The organism is Lutibacter aestuarii (assembly GCF_042676885.1).
Lineage (GTDB): Bacteria > Bacteroidota > Bacteroidia > Flavobacteriales > Flavobacteriaceae > Lutibacter > Lutibacter aestuarii.
Window position 1 is genome coordinate 1 of sequence record NZ_JBHTIC010000017.1, and the last position, 19,002, is coordinate 19,002.

Sequence of the window (19,002 nt, forward strand, 5' to 3'; positions counted from 1 at the left end):
AAAAAAATTAAAGGGCAAAAAATGCTTAAGATTAAACAAAATAATTTAACTGTTCAAACCTTTGGTGTAAGTACTTTTTATACTCAAAAAGACATACTTCGATTATTTGGAAATTCATAAAAGAATTTCAAATCTAAAAATATAGTAAGAGTTACAGAAATGTAACTCTTTTTTTATGAGATATAGTTGCATAATCTACACTATTTACATTTTACAAGAAAATGCCAACTTGTCAACTTATTTGATGAGAAAAGGTGTTCTATGGGGTGTCCTAAAAATTATTAAAGGTGTCCTAATCATTTCCAACAAACCAAAACTAAAAATTATGAAAATAAATATAAGATTTCAAATAAATAAAATTAAAACGAATAACGCAGGTAAATGTTCAGTTAGATGTAGAATCACATACAATAAGATTAGAAAGGAATTCAGTACAGGAATATTTATTAATCCATCTTTCTGGAATAGCAAACAACAGATAGCAGAACCACCAGATAAAGAAAATACATTAATTAACCAACAATTGAGCCTGATAGAGAATAAAATCCGTCAGGCTTTTTTATTGTTACAAGTTAAAGAAGAATCATTCAGCGTACATGATATCTACATGCTTTTTAGAGGAGGAAAACTAATAAGAGAGTATAATGTTATTGAGTACTTTGAAGTCTACTTAAAACGTATTAAAAAGCTTATTGGAATTGATATTAAGCAAGTAACTTGGAATAAGTTTCATTATGTTAGAAACAATGTAAAATCTTTTATAAAATGGAAATATAGAGCAAGTGATTACCCATTAAATAAATTGAATTTACAGTTTTTAGTTGATTTTGAATATTATTTAAAAGTTCAAGAAAATCAAAAGCAGATTACCATAAATAAATCAATTCAGAGGTTTAGAAAACCCATTAAAGTTGCTTTGTCAAAAGGGTATTTAGAGAGGGATCCATTTATGTTGTACAAAACTAAAAGTGTAAAAACTGAGATTGTTTTTCTAAGTGTAGATGAATTGGAGGCACTTGAAAAATATCAATTTACTCAAAAAAGACTCCAACAAGTAAGGGATTGGTTCATTTTTAGTTGTTATACAGGTTTAGCCTATAATGAAATAAAAAATCTTAAAAAGCATCATATTGTAAATGGTTTTGATGATGAGTTATGGATTGAAATGATTAGGGAGAAAACACAAAAAGATATTTCAATTCCACTACTACCAAAAGCTAAAATGTTAATTGATAAGTATATTGATGATAATTTTGAGAGTATATTCAACATTTGTTCAAACCAAAAATACAATTCCTATTTAAAGGAAGTTGCAAGTATTCTGGGAATAAATAAAAGATTAACTACTCATATAGCTAGAAAAACCTTTGCGACAACAGTATTGCTTTATAATGATGTTCCTATGGAAATTGTAAGTAAGTTATTAGGGCATAGTAGTATTGGTATCACTGAAGCTAGTTATGGTAAAATTATAAAGAAGAAGGTAAGTGATGAGATATTTAAATTGAAAAGAAAATTATAAACCAAAAATTTTATTATTTTAGTGTCATATATTTTAATAAAAAAATTATTATGGCAAAATTTGAAATTTACACAGACAAAGGAGGAGAGTATAGATTTAGACTAAAAGCTAATAATGGTCAAGCTATTTTAGCAAGTGAAGGGTATAAAGCAAAAGCAAGCTGTACCAATGGAATTGAATCAGTTCGTAAAAATTCTCAAGATGATTCAAAATATGAGAGGTTAGAGTCTAAAAGTGGAAAACCTTATTTTAATTTAAAAGCAACCAATGGGCAGGTAATTGGAACAAGTGAAATGTATGAATCTGTAAGTGGTATGGAGAATGGAATAGCTTCAGTAAAGAAGAATGCTCCTAAAGCTGATGTTATAGAAATTTAGAAGAGTAGAATTTATAACTTTATTATTAATTGAAGAAAGGAGTAATTTATCTACGGATAGTTACTCTTTTTTTATTTTTTTTCATAAATTTAGTGTTTTGTAAAATTGCTGTTTATCCCTTGTATTTATATGAAATAAATTGATAAATAAGATGTTAAAAGAAGTTGTACACAATTAAAAGAAACGATATCAAATGAATAGACATAAATACGCTGAAGACATTTCGAATTTGGATTGTGATTGTCCACCATCTGAAAATTATGTTGAAGAAGAGAAAGTGGCTTATCGTTGGGTTCATTCTGATATTGAACATCCATATAATTTTATTCCAGTTTTGAAAATTGACCCAAATAGAATTGATGATTTTGATGACTGTGATGATAAATGTAAAGGTTACGGTTTGTCTTTATTCAATGATTTAAAAAAGGCTGAAAACCGATTGACTAGTTTTTTGAAAAGAAAACCTCTTTTGGCTAAAACTTTAGGAAATGCAATTGCAGAGGGAACAATTGAAAAAAATGAGGGAATTGCAAGTGAATCCGACAAAAGAGGACATTTTACTTTTCACGAAGATGAAAGTTGTGATTTAAAACCTAAATTTACCATCGTAAAACAATTAAATAGTTGAGCCAAGATTTAAGACATATAAAAGGATTCAAAATAGAAACTCTACCTTTCGAACTCGAAAAAGTAGGTGACTTAATGTATTTTGATGGTTCACTAATGAGTGTTTATAAAGACATAAATAATAATCCATTTATATTTGACTGGGTTGACTCTAACGAAGAGTTCAATAGATGGTTGGTTTATCAAATTAATTCAACTTCTCTAAATTCATACATTATTAGAGAATGCACTCATTTTAATTTATTGAACAATCCATTAAATTCAATTGTATTCGTTTTAGACAAAGACAATGAAAATGTAATACGAAATTGTCAGATTTGCTCACCAAATAATTTGCCTTATGACTATTTACCAGATTCAGGTTTAAAATTTGAAGAAGACGATTCCAGAAATCTTGAATTAATAATTGAAAACTTCGAACTTGATTTAACTTCAGCTCAATTAGAAACCAAAGTTTTTGATATTCTGGAAGAAGCAAAAAAATCAAGCGAAGAATTAATAAATATTCATATCAAATCAACAAACAGAAAGGTTGGTTATGGTAAAATATATAGTTCGATATTAGGAAAAGCATTAACTAATTATACAGATTTAAATAAAGCAACAGCTCTTAATATTTACGACACAAAAGCAAAAATTCCAATTGAAGAAAGACCTAGGCGTAAGAAAGGAGAATTAAAAAGTATTAAAGAGATGGGCGAATTAGAGTTTGTTTATGCAAAAGCTGCATCTTTTAGTATTTTCCTCAGACCTATCACAAAGCAGACTGAATTATTTGATAATCAAACTAGTTCTGAAAAAATAACTCAAACACTTTTTCAACTTTTTGATGCTAGTAAAGATTTAGAAACTCTACGTGAATTCAAAACTACTTTGAATGAAGATATGTTAAATTCATACAACTCGTTCTTAAAGGAAATCAAAGAAGACGATATTGTGATTAATGTACAATATGCAAATCCAATCAATGAAACTGTACTTATTGACACATTTAATTCAACGAAAGCAAACAACATATTAGGTAATCTCAATTCCTTGGAATTCGAAAATGTTAAGGAAATAAAGACCAAAGGAGTATACAAAGCTCTAGATTCCATCTATTCGAGTTTCAAATTTGAAAGTTTTGATGGAGATATTTATTCCGGAAAATTTTCTAAACAACTAAAAGATGGTGTTCATTTTTTAAATCTTCAAGACACATATCAAGTAACAATAGAAGTGTTAGAAACAAAAAAGTCTGGGAAAAAAGGAATTAAAGAAAAAGATACTATTGTTTCCTCTGTAAAAGTTGAGGAATAAATGTGTACAACAATGGCTATAAGTAATTGCTTGTTCTCGCTTACTTCTGAAAATCCTCGCGGATTTTCAGTTTGGTGTGTGCTTGCAAAGTTAAGTGCTAAACCACGCAACTACTCATAGCCCAACCGTTACCTACAAGCTAAAAAAACGAACATAATCATAGAAACAAACGTCAATTAATGAGGCAAACAATATTCATAAGTCATGCTACACCAGAGGATAACGATTTTACAATTTGGTTAGCCTCCAGACTTGAATTGCTTGGTTATGAAGTTTGGATTGATAAAAATGGGTTGGTAGGCGGAGAAAAATTTTGGGAAACTATTGATGGCGTGATTAGAAATGAAGCGATTAAGTTTCTTTTAGTTTATTCAAAGAATATCTTCCAAAAAGATAATGATGGAAACCCAATAGCAGGTAAACTAAAAGACGGAGTTAGTAAGGAATTTAGTTTTGCAGAAAGTATTGGCAAACAAAACAGTATCAATGATTTTATCATAATGATGAATATTGATGCTTCAAATTACAATCTTTTTATTGGTGCGGATAGACTGAATCAAATTCCATTTTATGAAAATTGGGCAAATGGTTTTAAGCAGTTAGAAAAGAAATTGCAAAAAGATAAGGTGCTTAAAACTAAGCAAGAATCAAAAACTGATTTTGGAAGTTGGTATGAGCAACAATTTGTTTCCAGTAATGGCATCACTCCAAAAAGTGAGTTGTATTACACAAATTGGTGGGAAATAAATAAACTCCCTGAATATTTCTTTTTATATCAATTTCAAAGCCTTGAACAGGCATCAATCATTGCAAGAAAGTTTTCAGATTATCCCATTAGTAAGATTACTAACCATTTAAGTTCATTTGAAGAGAGAAAAGAATTTGCTATCAACCAAGACAAGAATACTTTTTCTGTAAAACCTCAAAATATTTTCAAGATTAAAGTTACAGATGTTTTGATTGGTTTTGAATCAAGTAGCTTTCCAACTCACAGAGATTCAGAAAACCATTTAAAGAAATTATTGAAGGAGGTTTTTCATAGAATGATGAAAAACAGAGGAATGTTTTGGTATGAAATGTCGAATAAAAGGTTAGCATATTATTACACTCCAGCAAATTTAAATACCTTTAAAACTAAGTTTCAATATCCTTTCAGAAAGGTTAAAAAATTCAAAACCAAGAATTTGTTGGGGAAGCATAAAAGTTTAGGAAAGTGGCATTATGCTGTTTCAGTAAAACCAATACTATCACCTATTGTGGCATTTAGCTTAAAAAGTCATATCACTTTTACAACAGACGGTTTTAATGTGTTGAAGAATGATAAAGACGAGACTGATTCAAGTAAAATTCACAGTCAGAGAAGAGCTAAAGGAAAAAGAATGTTTAATGAAGAATGGCGAGATTTATTCTTGGCCTTTATTGATGCTCTTAAAAAGGAAGACCGCATAGAAATTGCTTTATCATCTAAGTACACTTTAGAAATGCCTATTACTTCTCAGATTTATTGGGCTGACTTTGGGTATTTTGACCCAAAAGACAAAACAAGACAAGGTTTGCTTTCAGTATACGAATTTGAGCAAGAAAATTCAGAGGATAATGATTGAGTCAAAATTAATACATATACCTGAACCGAAACTAACTTTTGGATTTGGCCAAAAAATGGAAGACCCAAGAGATGGTTTAACACTTTTTGGTGCTTATTCAAAGAACAAGCATATTGGCCAAATCAGCGTTGGAATTATTGGGTCAAAAGAACAAAGAGAATACGTGAAGTCATATTTAAAACGGATTCACCAACCTGTTATACCTGAAAAAACTGATGTAGCAAGACCTTATTTCCCAGGGCTTGAATCAACATTTGATATCTTTATAAATATTGAGGCTATTCAGGAAGTTGATGTGCCAAGAAGCAAAATTGATGAGTTTTTAAAATATACAGACGGCCATCAACGAGTTTTCAATTTAACAAATTTGTATGCAGACAAGCTTACAAAATATTTGAATGAAGAACATATTCCCATTACAGTTTGGTTTGTTGCAATTCCAGATGAAATTTATCAATTCGGAAGACCTAAATCCAAAATACCCAAAGCAGTTGACAATAAAACTGTTGGTCTAAGAAAAAAGGATAGAAGTAGTAATCAACAATTCCTATTTGAAGAACTGAACAATTTAAAGGAAGCATATGAATATGAAATTAACTTTCATAACCAATTAAAAGCAAAATTACTAAGTGAAAAAGTTGTTACTCAAATCATAAGAGAAAGCACAATTGCTTATGAAACATTGTGGACAGATCAAGAGAAAATAAATTATGAAAAACAATTTGACACAGCTAAAGCTTGGAATATCTCGACAACCTTATATTACAAATCAGGAGGGCTTCCTTGGAAATTGGGTGATGTAAGAAAAAATGTTTGCTATTTGGGTTTAGTTTACAAGCAAATTGAATTAGGGGAAAATAGAAATAATGCTTGTTGTGCTGCACAAATGTTTCTTGATTCAGGTGATGGAATGGTTTTTAGAGGAAATATTGGACCTTGGTACAATCCAAAAACAAAAGAGTTTCATATTACTAAGAAAGATGCGTATGAATTGCTTTCAATGTCTTTAGAATCTTTTAGGGAAAAATCGGAAACAGACGATTATCCACACGAGATATTCATTCACGCAAAAACAGGTTTTGATGACGAAGAATGGAGCGGATTTTGTGAAGCAACAGAAGGGAAAAGCAAAATTATTGGTGTTAGAATCAAGGACGATAACACATTTAAACTCTATAGAGACTTTTCTTATTGTGTACCAAGAGGAACAACTTTACTTGTAAAAGATAAACTTGCTTATCTATGGACGAAAGGTTACATACCAAGAATACAAACACAATTGGGACTTGAAACACCTAATCCAATAAGTGTTGAAGTTATGAGAGGGGAAAAAGATATTGAAACTGTTTGCAAAGACATTTTAGCTTTAACAAAACTGAACTACAATGCCTGTATTTATGCTGACGGTTCTCCTGTAACTCTTCGTTTTGCAGATTCAATTGGTGAAGTTTTGACAGCAGGAAAAGACATTAAATCAGAAGTATTACCATTTAAACATTATGTATAACAAAGAAGTAAAGCCAGCAGGTAACAATGTATATAAAAAATAGGTGCGATAATAGTAATATCAAGGGTTTTGGTCGTATCAAACTTTGTACTTAACTGAAAGTTTAGCGCTTCGTAATCGCCTACTTTTAATATACTAACCGTTATAGCCAATTTTTTGACAGAAAAACTATGAGATTTGCATTAAATAAAGATGATATAAAAATTGAAGTAAATAAATCTGGAGAAAAAGGAATTTGTCCAACTTGTAAATCTGAAGTAATAGGAAAATATGGAGAGATAAGGACAAAACATTGGAGTCATAAGGTAAAAGATTGTGATGATTGGCACGAGCCAATAACTGATTGGCATATCAAATGGCAAAATTATTTTCCAATTGAGAACCAAGAAATTACACTTTATGATAATGAAAAAAATGAATTTCACAGAGCAGATATTCGATTAAATAATGGTGTTGTCATTGAAATTCAAAATTCTCCTATCAAATCAATTGAAATAGAACAACGAGAAAATTTTTATGGTAAGAATGGACTTATTTGGATATTAAACGGAGAAAACCTTATGAGTAAATCAGAGTTAGTAACTCAATTTAAACCAAAAATAAACAAGTTTGAATTAACAGTTCCAACAGATGTTTTTACTGAACTTGAATTTTATAATATGGATGAATTTAAAAGTGCTTTTTATAATTCAAACACTTTTCGAGATATAAAAAATCATAGAAATTTGGAAAATATTGATTGTCAAAATGGAGATTTAATAATTTTTAAATTCAATGATAATATCAATATGGATTATTTGCAGTATTTACTAAAATTAGAATTAAAAAAACTCTGTAAAGAACTATTTATTAACTATGATATATTTGAAAGAGAGACAAATTTCAAAATAATTCAAAACAAAAGAGATAGTTTTTTTAAAACGAGACTAATAAAAAAAAATTGGAGGAAATTCATTGATAAAATGGAATTTCCAGTTTTTATTGATAAACTTTCAGGACTTAATGAAAATTATATTTATTGGCTTCAAGAGAATAAAATAGTTTCTAAAGAGATTTTTTTGAAAAAATATTTAAAATATACATAAACAGGCTATAACACAATATGAGATTTATGCTTAATTTTAAACTAAATAATGAACCTTAAAACAAAATCAAATCTATTAAAAAAATAATTCATTATATTTGATTTGTAGGTACTAAGCCTACATCTTTTTCATAGCAATTTTACCACCTCCAATTAGGGGGTGGTTTTGTTTTTAGTGAAAAACTTTTTTTTAGGTTTTAATTTTGTAATTTTTTAGTTCCTAATTTTGTAAAAACACATTTGCCAATGAAACTTTTGAAATTACATCATACTACTAACCTTGAAATTTATACTGCTGATACTACTACAAGTATTCAATTGCCCTTTGTTGAAAGTGGTATTAGTGCAGGATTTCCAAGCCCTGCGGATGATTTTTTAGATGCAAGTATTGATTTAAATAAAGAGTTTGTTAAAAATCCTAGCACTACGTTTTATGGAAGAGTGAAAGGTGATAGTATGATAAATGCAGGGCTAAACAATGGTGATTTATTGATTATTGACAAAAGTTTAGAGCCTGTAGACAATAAAATTGCTGTCTGTTTTATTGATGGAGAGTTTACAGTAAAACGCATTAAAATTGAAAAAGATATTATTTGGTTAATTGCTGAAAATGAAAAGTATCAACCTATAAAGGTAACTGCTGATAATGATTTTATTATTTGGGGCATTGTAACTACTGTTATTAAAAACGTTTAATATGTATGCTTTAGTTGATTGCAATAATTTTTACGCATCGTGTGAACGTGTGTTTAGACCTAATTTAAGGAATAAACCTATTGTGGTTTTATCCAATAATGATGGTTGTGTTATTGCACGTAGTAATGAAGCTAAAGCATTAGGTGTTCCTATGGGTGCACCTGCATTTAAGTTTAAGGATTTATTCAACAAAAATCATATTCACGTATTTTCTTCAAATTATGCGTTGTATGGAGATATGAGTCATAGAGTAATGACCCTGCTATCTAACTTTACCCCTGACATTGAAATATACAGTATTGATGAAGCTTTTTTACAATTTAAAGGCTTTGGCTTAATAGATTTACAAAGCTATGCTAAAACCATTAAAAAGACCGTTGATAAAGGAACAGGAATTCCTATAAGTGTTGGAATAGCACCTACAAAAGCACTCTCAAAAGTTGCTAATAGAATAGCTAAAAAATTTCCAAAGCAAACAGGAGGTGTTTATGTAATGGATACGGATGCTAAAAGAATCAAAGCTTTAAAATGGTTAGCTGTAGAAGATATTTGGGGGATAGGTAGAAAGCATAGTAAACGTTTAAATTCCTATAAAATAAAAACAGCCTATGATTTTATCAATATGCACGATGAGTTGGTTAGAAAGCAGTTGAGTGTTGTAGGTTTAAGATTGAAACACGAATTGGAAGGAAAGCCAACATTAGGTTTAGAAGCTGTTCAAACAAAAAAAGCGATTGCAACTACACGCACATTTGAAGGGATGCTAACAGACTTTGAAAGCATACAGGAACGTGTGAGTACATTTGCTATTAGTTGTGCTGAAAAATTGCGTAAACAAGGAAGTTGTTGCAATGTTATTATGGTTTTTTTACATAGCAATTGGCACAGAAAGGATTTACCACAATATGGAAAAAACATAGTTGTAAAAACGCATTATCCCACCAATTCAAGTATAGATTTAATTCGTTATGCTGTAGAGGGACTAAGATATATTTATAAGGAAGGCTACCATTATAAAAAAGCAGGGGTTATAGTAATGGGATTAACTCCTGAGAATACAAAACAATTTACTCTGTTTACTAAAGAAAATCCTAAGCATTTGCAACTGATGAAAACTATTGATAGTTTGAACAAAAGTATAGGGCAAAACAAGGTGAAATTTGGTTCACAAGATTTGGGTAGAACTTGGAAAATGAAGCAAGAGAAATTATCACCTCGATACACTACAAATCTTACTGAAATTATCAATATCTATTAGCAATGTGTTTTCATACCTCACATACCCAAAAAGTAAAGAAAGTTGAGAACAGATTTAATGTTGCATTGATTGATGAAAAGTTAAGAGAAATTTATGATACACCACACTATCATAATAATGGATTTGAGCATTTGAATTCATTAATCATTCCACAACAAAAAAATACACATTTAATACCTGCTGTTTGGGGAATCGTACCACCTACTAAAAAAGTAAGTGAGGTAAAAGAGTACTACAAACAACAGCTTAAATATGGTAGTGGATTAAATGCCCGAAGTGAAAAGTTGTTTGATTATTGGCTATATAAAAAATCAGCACTGACTAAACGTTGTATTATTCCTGTAAGTGGTTTTTTTGAACCCCACGAATACAACAAGAAAAAATATCCAATACATATTAAAAGAAAAGATAATGATTTGATAGGGTTAGCAGGTATTTATACCATAGTTGAGAATGTAGTTACTTATACGATACTTACAAAAAATGCAAGCCCACTATTTGCAAAAATTCATAATAAAAAATTACGACAACCTATACTACTAAACAGAGATATTGAAAATAGTTGGTTAGATACTTCACATACTGAAAAAGAACTTAAGGGACTACTTGAAATACCCTACAGTGATAATATGATTGAAGCGTATGTTATAAGTAAGGATTTATTTAATAGTAAGGTTGATAGTAATATTGTTGAGATTTTAAGTAGAGATGAATCTATACAGTTTTCATTTAAATAAAGTAAATCTAACTTTTAAAGATTCAATAACTTAAAAAAGGTAGAAATCTTGATTTCTCGAGCTTCACAAATTCTACTTATTGTGAGTAATGGAATTTCATAACCTTCTTTTTGTAAGATTTTTCTTACAGTCTTTTCATCAATATTATGGTCAATAGCAAAGGTTCTATTAGATTTAGATTTAAGTATCCATTCCTCAGCTATGTAGTTGCAAATCTTCTTATTGATTTCTGACATAGAACAAAGGACTAAATTGTTCTAAAAAATAATGCGGACAGAAGACCGCAATACAACTTAAATTATTAAATTTGAGTAATTAATAAGAATTGGAAAAATAATACAATTTATGGTTTTCCATAATGAATAAATAAATTCAAAGAGTATTTTAGATTAAAGATAGAGGTGCATATCTTAATTAAAAGATTAAAAAACTGTGAGCACTTGGCAGAATTAAAAAAAATTATTATGAAAAAACAAGCATTATTATTAATGATTGGACTCCTTTTATTTGCAGGTTGTTCAAAAGAAAGTGATGAACAAATTACTGAAGTAACATTTTCTGATTTAATTATTGGTAAGTGGAAGCTTACAATGGCACTAATATTTTTTTCAATTATTAACATATTTGCTAGTACAGGTTCAGGGTAAGCTAAGATGTCTGTTTTGGGGATAGCAAGTGTAGTAATTATATTAATATTTGGAGTAAGTAAAAAAAAAAGAAAAAGGATTAATAATTTTTGATTATGAAATTAGAAAATAAAAGAATTTATCTAACTGGAGAAGAATATGAAAATGGAGAAATCTTAAATGATTTAAAATTTACTAATATATATAATCATTATCAAGCTGTAATTTATTATAAAAGCGGAATTAAAGAGATTGACACTATTTTTTACCCCAAAGGGTATGTTAAAAACGGATATTTACTATCTATTCTAGCTTCAGTAAATGGAATGATATTGTATTTTGTAAAATACAGTGGTGAAGATATGTCTGATTTGGGTACAGTATACATCAATCGTTCTAACATTATCAATTTTGAAGAATTAAAATCTTCTAAATTGGAGGTTGTAAAAAAAGAAGAATCAAAGCATATGGCAAAAAATATGTTAAGAAAGGGTTTTGCTGTAGCAAGTGTAATTGGAAGGTCGATTACAGATAAGTTTACTTCAGTAAATACAGAATTTGTAGAAGGGTACATTTTCAATCTATATTATTATGATAATGAAGGTGTAAAAAATTGTGTAAGCTTATATTGTGAGGAAGAACATAAAAATGCAAATACATTATTTTTAAATACATATTATAAAAATACTTTACCAAAAGAGGCTATAGTTCCTCTTGAGAAAGTAGAGTCCAATTGTTTCATTGCAACAGCGTGTTATAGGGATATATTTAGTAAGGAAGTTATTTTTTTTAGAAATTACAGAGATAATGTTTTAACCAAAACCATTTTTGGGTTATTATTTATAAAATTTTATTATAAAACAAGTCCTCTAATTTATAATTATCTTTTTAGAAACCCATATATATCAAATAAAATTAAGATTGTTTTAAATTACATTTACAACAAATTGAATGAATAATTATATTTTAAACAAAACCATCAGATGAAAAAAATATTTCTTTTTATAGTAATCTTAAATATAACACCTTCAAATGGGCAATGTGCCTTTAAAACAACTATAAGACCTGATGGAAATGAGATTAAATATTTCAACCCTAAACCTGTAATAAGACAATCTGATTATGAGGTCGGTATATCCATCTACAAAAACATTACATCAGATCAATTAATGTTAAATGTATCAGTTCTTTTTAAATCTTTATCACCAAAAAAATTAACTGATAATCTTATTATTCAATCAACAAATAAAAAGGGAATTAGTTTGAAACCATTAATGTCTGAACTAATTAAAATGAATGGTAGGGAGTTAGCAATGGGTTTGTATGAAATTGAAAAAGCAGATTATGAAGAGCTTAAGAATTATCCTCTTAAAAGTATTTATTTCTATTTAGAAGGTAGTTTAAAAGGCTCAACAGTTACTGAGAATGTTTCCATTTTACAGAATGAATTAAGTTGTATTAATTAATAAAATTAATATGAAAAAAGCTATAGTAATTTTGTTAATGTTAATTTCAATAAATAATTATTCGCAAGACATAAACGATTTAAAAGAATATATTTCTGAAATAATTGATTCTAACGATCCAACAGGTAGTTATGATAATTATGCGATGTTCGATAATGATGTTTTAAAGATACATGCTGAAGGACTCATTGGGAGATCAATTACTCATTTAGAATTTAAAAATTTATTTATTTATGGTTTTGAATTTCATAATAGCCTTGATAAAAGTGGGGTAATTCTTTTTAGTCAGGCTGAAATAATAGATATAAGAGGTATTAGTAAGGTTTCAACAACAAGAGTAAGTGATAAAAACAGATATTATTTTAAAATCAGTTTATATATAAAGCCGAATTATTTGAAAGTAAAGTATGAGGAAAGCAGATCTTCAGGCTCCAAAAATTCAAACATTGATAAATTGGAAATATTAATTTCAGATAATGAGGATGCTTCAGTTAAAATAAAAAAGGCTTTTTTAAAATTAGGTGAGATTCTTGGTTTGAAAATTAAGGATGGAGATTACTTTTAAATGTCTTTAAAATATTTTTTTTCAATATGGAAATAGGAGAAGAGCAAAATTCTGAGTCTAAAACAAGTGGCTCAAAAGGATGTGCAAATTATTTTATTATTGCATTAATATTATGTGTTTTGTGGTTTCTAAAAGGATTTTTCAGCTGGAGAGGCTTCGATGCATTAAGGGGATTACAGGAGGTAGCAGCAAACGTATTTTTAATAGTTGTTTTTGGTATAGTTGGTGTTTTCTTTTATATGATATTTTATAAACAATAATTTGCTTTTAACAATCATAGATTTAGAAAGAATGAGCTCATTGGTATTTGCTATATGTAAATGTAGTTTTGGAAAAGAAATTCTAAAGAGGAGTAATACTCAAAATAAGTTAGCCAATAAAGTTTACTAAAATGTTTAATTATGAAAAGTAGGTCTAAAAAAGTTGAGGCTCTTATTTATTGGGAATATTTAAAGGATATGGGTGCTTCTAAAGATTCAATGGTATTTGCCTATAAGAATGTGTGGGATGAAGAAATATTGAATGTTTCAAATTCAGAGAATATTATTGTAAATAAAAGCTCTGAAAAAGATAGACTTCCTGGCAATAGTGGTTATAATGATGAAAAGGGATTTTATATTAATGATGAAAATGGTGAAGAAATTTTATCCAAAAACAACCTTAAAGAATATAATCGTCTACAAGAAAAATATATAAATCTAGAACTGCTAATTAAAAAGGTTAACTACGAATTGGGTGTTTTAAATTTATATGTGAATAGAGGACCTAATGATAGTGTAACAATTTTTGATACAGATATTGTAGTTGATTGTTATTGGGTATTACCAAAAAACAGATATGAAATTGAATTATTTTCAAATGAAATAATTAAACAAGTAAACTCATTTGTAACAAATCATAAAGAGCATTTTTTTATGGATGTTTCAAAATTAGAGGAATGTGTAATTCAATCTGTTTGTAATTTAGATATTTCATATTTATCAGAATTAGATGAAGATATAATGTATTCTTACTCGTTCAAAAATGAAGTTTTAATTGAATTTTCTAATAAATTCAAAGAGTTTTTATTGAGAGGAATTAAAAACTTAAATGTAAAACCTTCAGAATGTTTGTATTGCCATCCTAATTTAAATGCTTTTAGTTTTCACCATCCAGACACAGATGATTTAATGATAAGATATGTTATTGGTAAAGATGAAAAAGGATATAATCAATTCATATTAGAAGAGTGTAGGAATCGCCCTATTTCTAAGGGTAAAAATGGAGATCCTTTTTAAAATAATATAACAATAAAAACTAATGATGAAATTATTTATAGTGTTTTCTATTTCATTTTTAAGTTTGAACATAAGTTCACAAAATCTATCTGGAATAGATTGGAAGTTATTTTCTGATGAAAATGTTGAAAGTATTGTCGTAACTAACGAAACAGACTTTTTTTCAATTGACAGATATAATTTTGAAATGAATTGGAATGAACAATTGAGTTATTCTGACAACATTGGCTATTATGGAGGAATTGAAGAAATGAGAATTTATGATGATAACCATTTAATAACAAAAATAGTTGATATTGAAGATATAGTTGCTTTAGGTGAAATATACTTTGAATTTTATGATTATAATTTTGATGGTTATATAGATTTCTCCTACCCAATTAGTCAAGGAAAATAACAATGGAGAGCATATTATTTATACCATCCAACAACTAATGAATTTATATATTGCGAAAATTGGGATTACTTAAGAATTCAGAAAATTAATAAGAAAACTAAGGAGATATTATCTCAGTCTGATGGGATTGGATTAAGTAGTTTACAGATATTATATCAAGTTAAAGAAATAGAATTAATAATAATAAAAACGATTAAATTTTAAAAATGAAAATTATGAAAAAAATGATTCAAATATTAATTATCCTGTTTGGGCTAGTTTCGACTAAATCTGTTTCTCAAAATGTCGGAACAAATTATATTAGAGGAGAAAACTCAACATACTGCGGAGAGAAGGAATACTATTTCACTTTTTTAAGTAAGGCGTTTATTAAAACTGATAATGAAAGTGGAGAAAAAAGCTATGGTCCTTCAAAAATCACACAAACAGATTATGATAATAATGGATATTATTTTGAAATAAGAACACCTAATTTTCTTTTAGATGAAGAAGGGATAAGCGAATATCGAAAATATTATCATTACTCTCATAAAATTTTATATGATAGAAGAGGTGGAGAAATATTATATGTTTATGAATTAAATATGGACTCAAATATTAACGTAGGGAAATTTTATTTTACACTTGATGGATATAAAATATTTTGTAATTAGAAAACATAAAAGGTGAATAGTTTTTTTTAAACAACTCATAAAGTGAATATTTATTAGATGCATTTTAATGGTACTAAAATAATTTTTTTAGAAATTTTTTTTCAACTTGAATATGGAATTATCTAAGAGTTACCCCCCCCCTCTCTTTTATTTTTTTTAACACATTGATTGTACATTTAACCATCTAAATTATTTTTAAAAATCAGTAAGTGAGGGACTTAATCTAAAAATCAACCCCCACTCTTTTTTGATTTTGCGGGATACCCCCGTGTTTTATTGTATAATCTTAAAAATTTAAAAACTATGGTAAAAATCGTAGATTACAAGACGTATCAAAAAGAGGATGGAACAGAATTTCACGCATTAGTACTTCAATCTGGCGTAGAAGCTGTTAAAAGTAGAGAAACAGGAAGAACTTATTTAACAGCTAGATCTGCAAGAATAGCTTGTACTTTTGATGAGGAAACCTGTGCATCTTTAAAAGGGACAGAACTTCCTGGAAGTATAAAAAAGGTTCAAGTTGAATCTTATGAATATGCCGTTCCTACTACAGGAGAAATCATTACTTTATCACATCGTTATGAGTATGTGGATGAACAAGAAAGCATTGTGAGAGACAATGTAATTGACAAAGAATTGGTGATTTAACCAAATTATCAAACAAATTTAAAACTAGGAGTTTCAGAAATGGAGCTCCTTTTTTTATGTCTTTTTTTTAGACAATTACAACCTATTAAAATTTAATTACAAACTATAAAAACAACAATTATGAAATTAAAACAAGCACAAAGAAGTCAAGTAAAATTAAGACTTGGGTTAAGTGGAGCAAGTGGCTTTGGTAAAAGCTATTCTGCTTTATTATTAGCTTATGGAATTACCAATGATTGGAGGAAGATTGCTATCATAGACACTGAAAATAACAGCGCAAGTCTATATTCACATTTAGGCGACTTTAATGTATTAACATTAGAGGAACCCTATAGTCCAGAACGATATATTGAAGCCATTAAAACCTGTGAAAAAGCCTCTATGGAAGTAATTATTATTGATAGTATAACTCACGAATGGCAGGGTAAAGGAGGTTGTCTACAATTGCACGAACAATTGGGTGGTAGATTTCAAGATTGGGCAAAAGTAAGTCCAAGACATCAAGCATTTATAGATGCTATTTTACAATCTTGTTGTCATATAATTACGACAACTAGAAGAAAAATAGATTATTCTTTGGATAGTGACCAAAATGGTAGAACGAAAGTCATCAAGCACGGAACAAAAGAAATTACGCGTGAAGGATTTGAATACGAATTAACTACCAATTTTGAACTCATAAATGATAAACATTTAGCAGTAGCATCAAAAGATAGAACAGGCTTATTTATGAATAAACCTGAGTTTGTAATTACAAAAGGAACAGGTAAAATTTTAAAAGATTGGTGTAATGATGGTGTCTCTGAGCAAGAAAAATTAGCAGAAATACAAGTGCAAATTGACCAATGTTCTACATTAGAAGGTTTACGTCATATCTACTCGAAATATCCCAACTACCAAATAAAAATAAAGGACAGTGTTATTCAGAGAAAAGCAGAAATTGAAAATGTGTCTTCTCAAATAATCACTAACAAGCAAATTATTCAACCATCAAAAAATTCAGAAAATGGAATTGATAGCAACAAATAGTCAGGTTATACCTACGGAACAAGTAATTACACAAATAAGTACTGGTAATTTTATTGAAGCCAATACAGAACAAGTGACATTGAACCACCTACAAAAAGAATGCATTATCCCTGTATTCTCAAAAGACAATGAAAGTACTATTTCACATTTTCAGTTTATTGAAAAAGCATTTGAAGTGGTGCAAGATTTATTCCCTGGAGAAGAGATCTATAAACCAAATATACGTGTAAGTCATATTGTGAAAGGGAGAATACCTTCAGCAATTGGGAAACCAGCTAAAGAATTATTAGAACACGAAAAGACAATCTATTATGAACGATGTGCATTTATGATAGAGGTCCCTTCCTTAAAACAAAATGTCAATGGTAATGAATTGTCCTTAAGTATTGGAGGTGTTCGGAGTTTAAATGAACAAAATTTATATTCTAAAAAAGCTTTAGAGAAATTCAAGATTTTTATTGGATTTCAAAATATGGTGTGTACAAATTTATGTATTTCCACCGATGGGTTTTCTAATGACATAAGAATAGGTTCTATAACAGAACTTGCATTGCAAATGGAGCAATTGTTTGCTAATTACAATCAAGTAAAACACTTAGGAATGATGGAGCGAATGAGCAGATTTGAGTTAACAGAAAGACAATTTGCACATTTAATTGGGAAACTTAGAATGTATCAATATCTAGATAAAACAGCACAAAAAACTGTATTTCCATTAACCTTAAATGATAGTCAAATTAACACTGTTATAAAAGAATATTATACCTGTCCAAACTTTGGAAGAAATACAGATGGTTCAATAAACCTATGGAATTTGTATAATTTATGCACAGAGGCAAACAAGAGCAGTTATATAGATTCTAATTTTGAGCGGAATGTTAATGCATATGAGCTTATCAATAACCTAGTAAATTCAACACAAAACAAGGTGCCTAATTGGTTGTTGTCTAATTAAATAATATAGCTATTTTTTAAAATTTGATGCTTTTTGGTTGTACATAAGCATCTACTAAAAATATATAAATGGATGACAAACAACTAGCAGATTTACTTAAATACTGCTCTCCCAAACAACTGTATATTGTTACTTGGAATAATATACTTAAATTACTTTTTTGCCCTTTCAAAGTGCTTGTCCTGACAGATATTGGTACGCTAAAGAAGGGGCAAATAGTTTGGGTAGAGGAAGTAAAGATAACCCAAGAACTAAAAACAGTGTATATAATTAAAGGTCAAGGGTATTATTACAACTACTTTGATATTAAAGTAGACAACTAGTAAATTGAAATGGAAGTTATGCTGTATTTTGGATAATCAAGCTTTTGAGATGGTTTCTTCCTAAACAAAAAACCACTGAAAATGATTCAACTAGTTATTTAATTGCATTCACTGCATTGATTGCATTGATTTGATATATTAATGCAGTGTGTAATTAAAAATATTACAAAGTGTAATTATAAATATGATAAAAAAATAACACAATTAATGAAAATAATTCAATTTAAATTAGGAAAATTCAATTATTTGTCGTATATTTGTATTTAATAATTGAGGTTAGATATCGTCATTATTAGAGTAAAAAATAAAAAAATAAGAAAAAAAGAAACCACTAGAAAAAAGAAACCAAAAA

Annotated in this window: 22 protein-coding genes; all 22 read left to right on the forward strand. The window is 28.6% G+C overall.

Annotated elements, in window-relative coordinates; translation table 11 throughout:
• The first annotated feature begins 325 nt into the window (after positions 1-325).
• The 22 genes from ACFQZW_RS11480 to ACFQZW_RS11585 all read left to right on the forward strand — a co-directional run bounded on the left by ACFQZW_RS11480 (position 326) and on the right by ACFQZW_RS11585 (position 18,650).
• Positions 326-1,522, forward strand: coding sequence for a site-specific integrase (locus ACFQZW_RS11480; protein ID WP_386783125.1), 1,197 nt, complete (start codon positions 326-328; stop codon positions 1,520-1,522).
• A 50-nt stretch (positions 1,523-1,572) separates the two neighbouring features.
• Positions 1,573-1,899: a YegP family protein gene (locus ACFQZW_RS11485; RefSeq protein WP_386783127.1), complete on the forward strand. Its 327-nt coding sequence runs from the start codon at positions 1,573-1,575 to the stop codon at positions 1,897-1,899.
• 193 nt (positions 1,900-2,092) lie between these two features.
• On the forward strand, positions 2,093-2,527 hold the full coding sequence (locus ACFQZW_RS11490) for a hypothetical protein (RefSeq protein ID WP_094967317.1): 435 nt from the start codon (positions 2,093-2,095) through the stop codon (positions 2,525-2,527).
• Positions 2,524-3,825, forward strand: a complete 1,302-nt coding sequence (locus ACFQZW_RS11495) for a hypothetical protein (RefSeq protein WP_386783129.1) — start codon at positions 2,524-2,526, stop codon at positions 3,823-3,825. The genes ACFQZW_RS11490 and ACFQZW_RS11495 overlap by 4 nt, the downstream gene beginning before the upstream one ends.
• 179 nt (positions 3,826-4,004) lie before the next feature.
• Positions 4,005-5,429 carry a toll/interleukin-1 receptor domain-containing protein gene (locus ACFQZW_RS11500; RefSeq protein WP_386783131.1) on the forward strand — a complete coding sequence of 475 codons (1,425 nt, stop codon included), beginning with the start codon at positions 4,005-4,007 and terminating at the stop codon, positions 5,427-5,429.
• A gap of 55 nt (positions 5,430-5,484) precedes the next feature.
• Positions 5,485-6,936: a hypothetical protein gene (locus ACFQZW_RS11505; protein WP_386783133.1), complete on the forward strand. Its 1,452-nt coding sequence runs from the start codon at positions 5,485-5,487 to the stop codon at positions 6,934-6,936.
• A 170-nt stretch (positions 6,937-7,106) separates the two neighbouring features.
• A complete protein-coding gene (locus tag ACFQZW_RS11510) occupies positions 7,107-8,021 on the forward strand; it encodes a competence protein CoiA (RefSeq protein ID WP_386783135.1) in 915 nt (304 codons plus the stop codon).
• A 245-nt stretch (positions 8,022-8,266) separates the two neighbouring features.
• Positions 8,267-8,716 carry a LexA family protein gene (locus ACFQZW_RS11515; protein WP_386783137.1) on the forward strand — a complete coding sequence of 150 codons (450 nt, stop codon included), beginning with the start codon at positions 8,267-8,269 and terminating at the stop codon, positions 8,714-8,716.
• Between the two features lies 1 nt (position 8,717).
• Positions 8,718-9,974, forward strand: a complete 1,257-nt coding sequence (locus tag ACFQZW_RS11520; RefSeq protein ID WP_386783139.1) for a Y-family DNA polymerase — start codon at positions 8,718-8,720, stop codon at positions 9,972-9,974.
• A gap of 2 nt (positions 9,975-9,976) precedes the next feature.
• Positions 9,977-10,711: an SOS response-associated peptidase gene (locus ACFQZW_RS11525; RefSeq protein WP_386783141.1), complete on the forward strand. Its 735-nt coding sequence runs from the start codon at positions 9,977-9,979 to the stop codon at positions 10,709-10,711.
• Positions 10,712-11,175: 464 nt separating this feature from the next.
• A complete protein-coding gene (locus tag ACFQZW_RS11530) occupies positions 11,176-11,358 on the forward strand; it encodes a hypothetical protein (RefSeq protein ID WP_386783143.1) in 183 nt (60 codons plus the stop codon).
• Between the two features lie 95 nt (positions 11,359-11,453).
• Positions 11,454-12,296: a CFI-box-CTERM domain-containing protein gene (locus ACFQZW_RS11535; RefSeq protein WP_386783145.1), complete on the forward strand. Its 843-nt coding sequence runs from the start codon at positions 11,454-11,456 to the stop codon at positions 12,294-12,296.
• A gap of 24 nt (positions 12,297-12,320) precedes the next feature.
• Positions 12,321-12,803: a hypothetical protein gene (locus ACFQZW_RS11540; RefSeq protein ID WP_386783147.1), complete on the forward strand. Its 483-nt coding sequence runs from the start codon at positions 12,321-12,323 to the stop codon at positions 12,801-12,803.
• Between the two features lie 10 nt (positions 12,804-12,813).
• Positions 12,814-13,368: a hypothetical protein gene (locus tag ACFQZW_RS11545; protein WP_386783149.1), complete on the forward strand. Its 555-nt coding sequence runs from the start codon at positions 12,814-12,816 to the stop codon at positions 13,366-13,368.
• A 26-nt stretch (positions 13,369-13,394) separates the two neighbouring features.
• Entirely contained in the window at positions 13,395-13,628 is a 234-nt protein-coding gene (locus ACFQZW_RS11550) for a hypothetical protein (RefSeq protein ID WP_386783151.1), read from the forward strand.
• 141 nt (positions 13,629-13,769) lie between these two features.
• Positions 13,770-14,645 (forward strand): hypothetical protein, encoded by an 876-nt coding sequence (locus ACFQZW_RS11555; protein WP_386783153.1) that lies wholly within the window; start codon positions 13,770-13,772, stop codon positions 14,643-14,645.
• A gap of 25 nt (positions 14,646-14,670) precedes the next feature.
• A complete protein-coding gene (locus ACFQZW_RS11560) occupies positions 14,671-15,042 on the forward strand; it encodes a hypothetical protein (protein ID WP_386783155.1) in 372 nt (123 codons plus the stop codon).
• Positions 15,043-15,257: 215 nt separating this feature from the next.
• Positions 15,258-15,695: a hypothetical protein gene (locus tag ACFQZW_RS11565; protein WP_386783157.1), complete on the forward strand. Its 438-nt coding sequence runs from the start codon at positions 15,258-15,260 to the stop codon at positions 15,693-15,695.
• Positions 15,696-15,998: 303 nt separating this feature from the next.
• Entirely contained in the window at positions 15,999-16,343 is a 345-nt protein-coding gene (locus tag ACFQZW_RS11570; protein WP_386783159.1) for a hypothetical protein, read from the forward strand.
• Positions 16,344-16,463: 120 nt separating this feature from the next.
• On the forward strand, positions 16,464-17,372 hold the full coding sequence (locus ACFQZW_RS11575; RefSeq protein WP_386783161.1) for an AAA family ATPase: 909 nt from the start codon (positions 16,464-16,466) through the stop codon (positions 17,370-17,372).
• Positions 17,350-18,327, forward strand: coding sequence for a DUF3871 family protein (locus tag ACFQZW_RS11580; protein WP_386783163.1), 978 nt, complete (start codon positions 17,350-17,352; stop codon positions 18,325-18,327). Before ACFQZW_RS11575 ends, ACFQZW_RS11580 begins: the two co-directional genes overlap by 23 nt.
• 68 nt (positions 18,328-18,395) lie before the next feature.
• A complete protein-coding gene (locus ACFQZW_RS11585) occupies positions 18,396-18,650 on the forward strand; it encodes a hypothetical protein (RefSeq protein WP_386783165.1) in 255 nt (84 codons plus the stop codon).
• The last annotated feature ends 352 nt before the right edge of the window (positions 18,651-19,002 follow it).

Coding starts and splice junctions, on each gene's coding strand:
- ACFQZW_RS11480 (WP_386783125.1), top strand. CDS start 326: ATGAAAATAAATATAAGATTTCAAATAAATAAAATTAAAACGAATAAC.
- ACFQZW_RS11485 (WP_386783127.1), top strand. CDS start 1,573: ATGGCAAAATTTGAAATTTACACAGACAAAGGAGGAGAGTATAGATTT.
- ACFQZW_RS11490 (WP_094967317.1), top strand. CDS start 2,093: ATGAATAGACATAAATACGCTGAAGACATTTCGAATTTGGATTGTGAT.
- ACFQZW_RS11500 (WP_386783131.1), top strand. CDS start 4,005: ATGAGGCAAACAATATTCATAAGTCATGCTACACCAGAGGATAACGAT.
- ACFQZW_RS11505 (WP_386783133.1), top strand. CDS start 5,485: ATGGAAGACCCAAGAGATGGTTTAACACTTTTTGGTGCTTATTCAAAG.
- ACFQZW_RS11510 (WP_386783135.1), top strand. CDS start 7,107: ATGAGATTTGCATTAAATAAAGATGATATAAAAATTGAAGTAAATAAA.
- ACFQZW_RS11515 (WP_386783137.1), top strand. CDS start 8,267: ATGAAACTTTTGAAATTACATCATACTACTAACCTTGAAATTTATACT.
- ACFQZW_RS11520 (WP_386783139.1), top strand. CDS start 8,718: ATGTATGCTTTAGTTGATTGCAATAATTTTTACGCATCGTGTGAACGT.
- ACFQZW_RS11525 (WP_386783141.1), top strand. CDS start 9,977: ATGTGTTTTCATACCTCACATACCCAAAAAGTAAAGAAAGTTGAGAAC.
- ACFQZW_RS11530 (WP_386783143.1), top strand. CDS start 11,176: ATGAAAAAACAAGCATTATTATTAATGATTGGACTCCTTTTATTTGCA.
- ACFQZW_RS11535 (WP_386783145.1), top strand. CDS start 11,454: ATGAAATTAGAAAATAAAAGAATTTATCTAACTGGAGAAGAATATGAA.
- ACFQZW_RS11540 (WP_386783147.1), top strand. CDS start 12,321: ATGAAAAAAATATTTCTTTTTATAGTAATCTTAAATATAACACCTTCA.
- ACFQZW_RS11545 (WP_386783149.1), top strand. CDS start 12,814: ATGAAAAAAGCTATAGTAATTTTGTTAATGTTAATTTCAATAAATAAT.
- ACFQZW_RS11550 (WP_386783151.1), top strand. CDS start 13,395: ATGGAAATAGGAGAAGAGCAAAATTCTGAGTCTAAAACAAGTGGCTCA.
- ACFQZW_RS11555 (WP_386783153.1), top strand. CDS start 13,770: ATGAAAAGTAGGTCTAAAAAAGTTGAGGCTCTTATTTATTGGGAATAT.
- ACFQZW_RS11560 (WP_386783155.1), top strand. CDS start 14,671: ATGAAATTATTTATAGTGTTTTCTATTTCATTTTTAAGTTTGAACATA.
- ACFQZW_RS11565 (WP_386783157.1), top strand. CDS start 15,258: ATGAAAAAAATGATTCAAATATTAATTATCCTGTTTGGGCTAGTTTCG.
- ACFQZW_RS11570 (WP_386783159.1), top strand. CDS start 15,999: ATGGTAAAAATCGTAGATTACAAGACGTATCAAAAAGAGGATGGAACA.
- ACFQZW_RS11575 (WP_386783161.1), top strand. CDS start 16,464: ATGAAATTAAAACAAGCACAAAGAAGTCAAGTAAAATTAAGACTTGGG.
- ACFQZW_RS11580 (WP_386783163.1), top strand. CDS start 17,350: ATGGAATTGATAGCAACAAATAGTCAGGTTATACCTACGGAACAAGTA.
- ACFQZW_RS11585 (WP_386783165.1), top strand. CDS start 18,396: ATGGATGACAAACAACTAGCAGATTTACTTAAATACTGCTCTCCCAAA.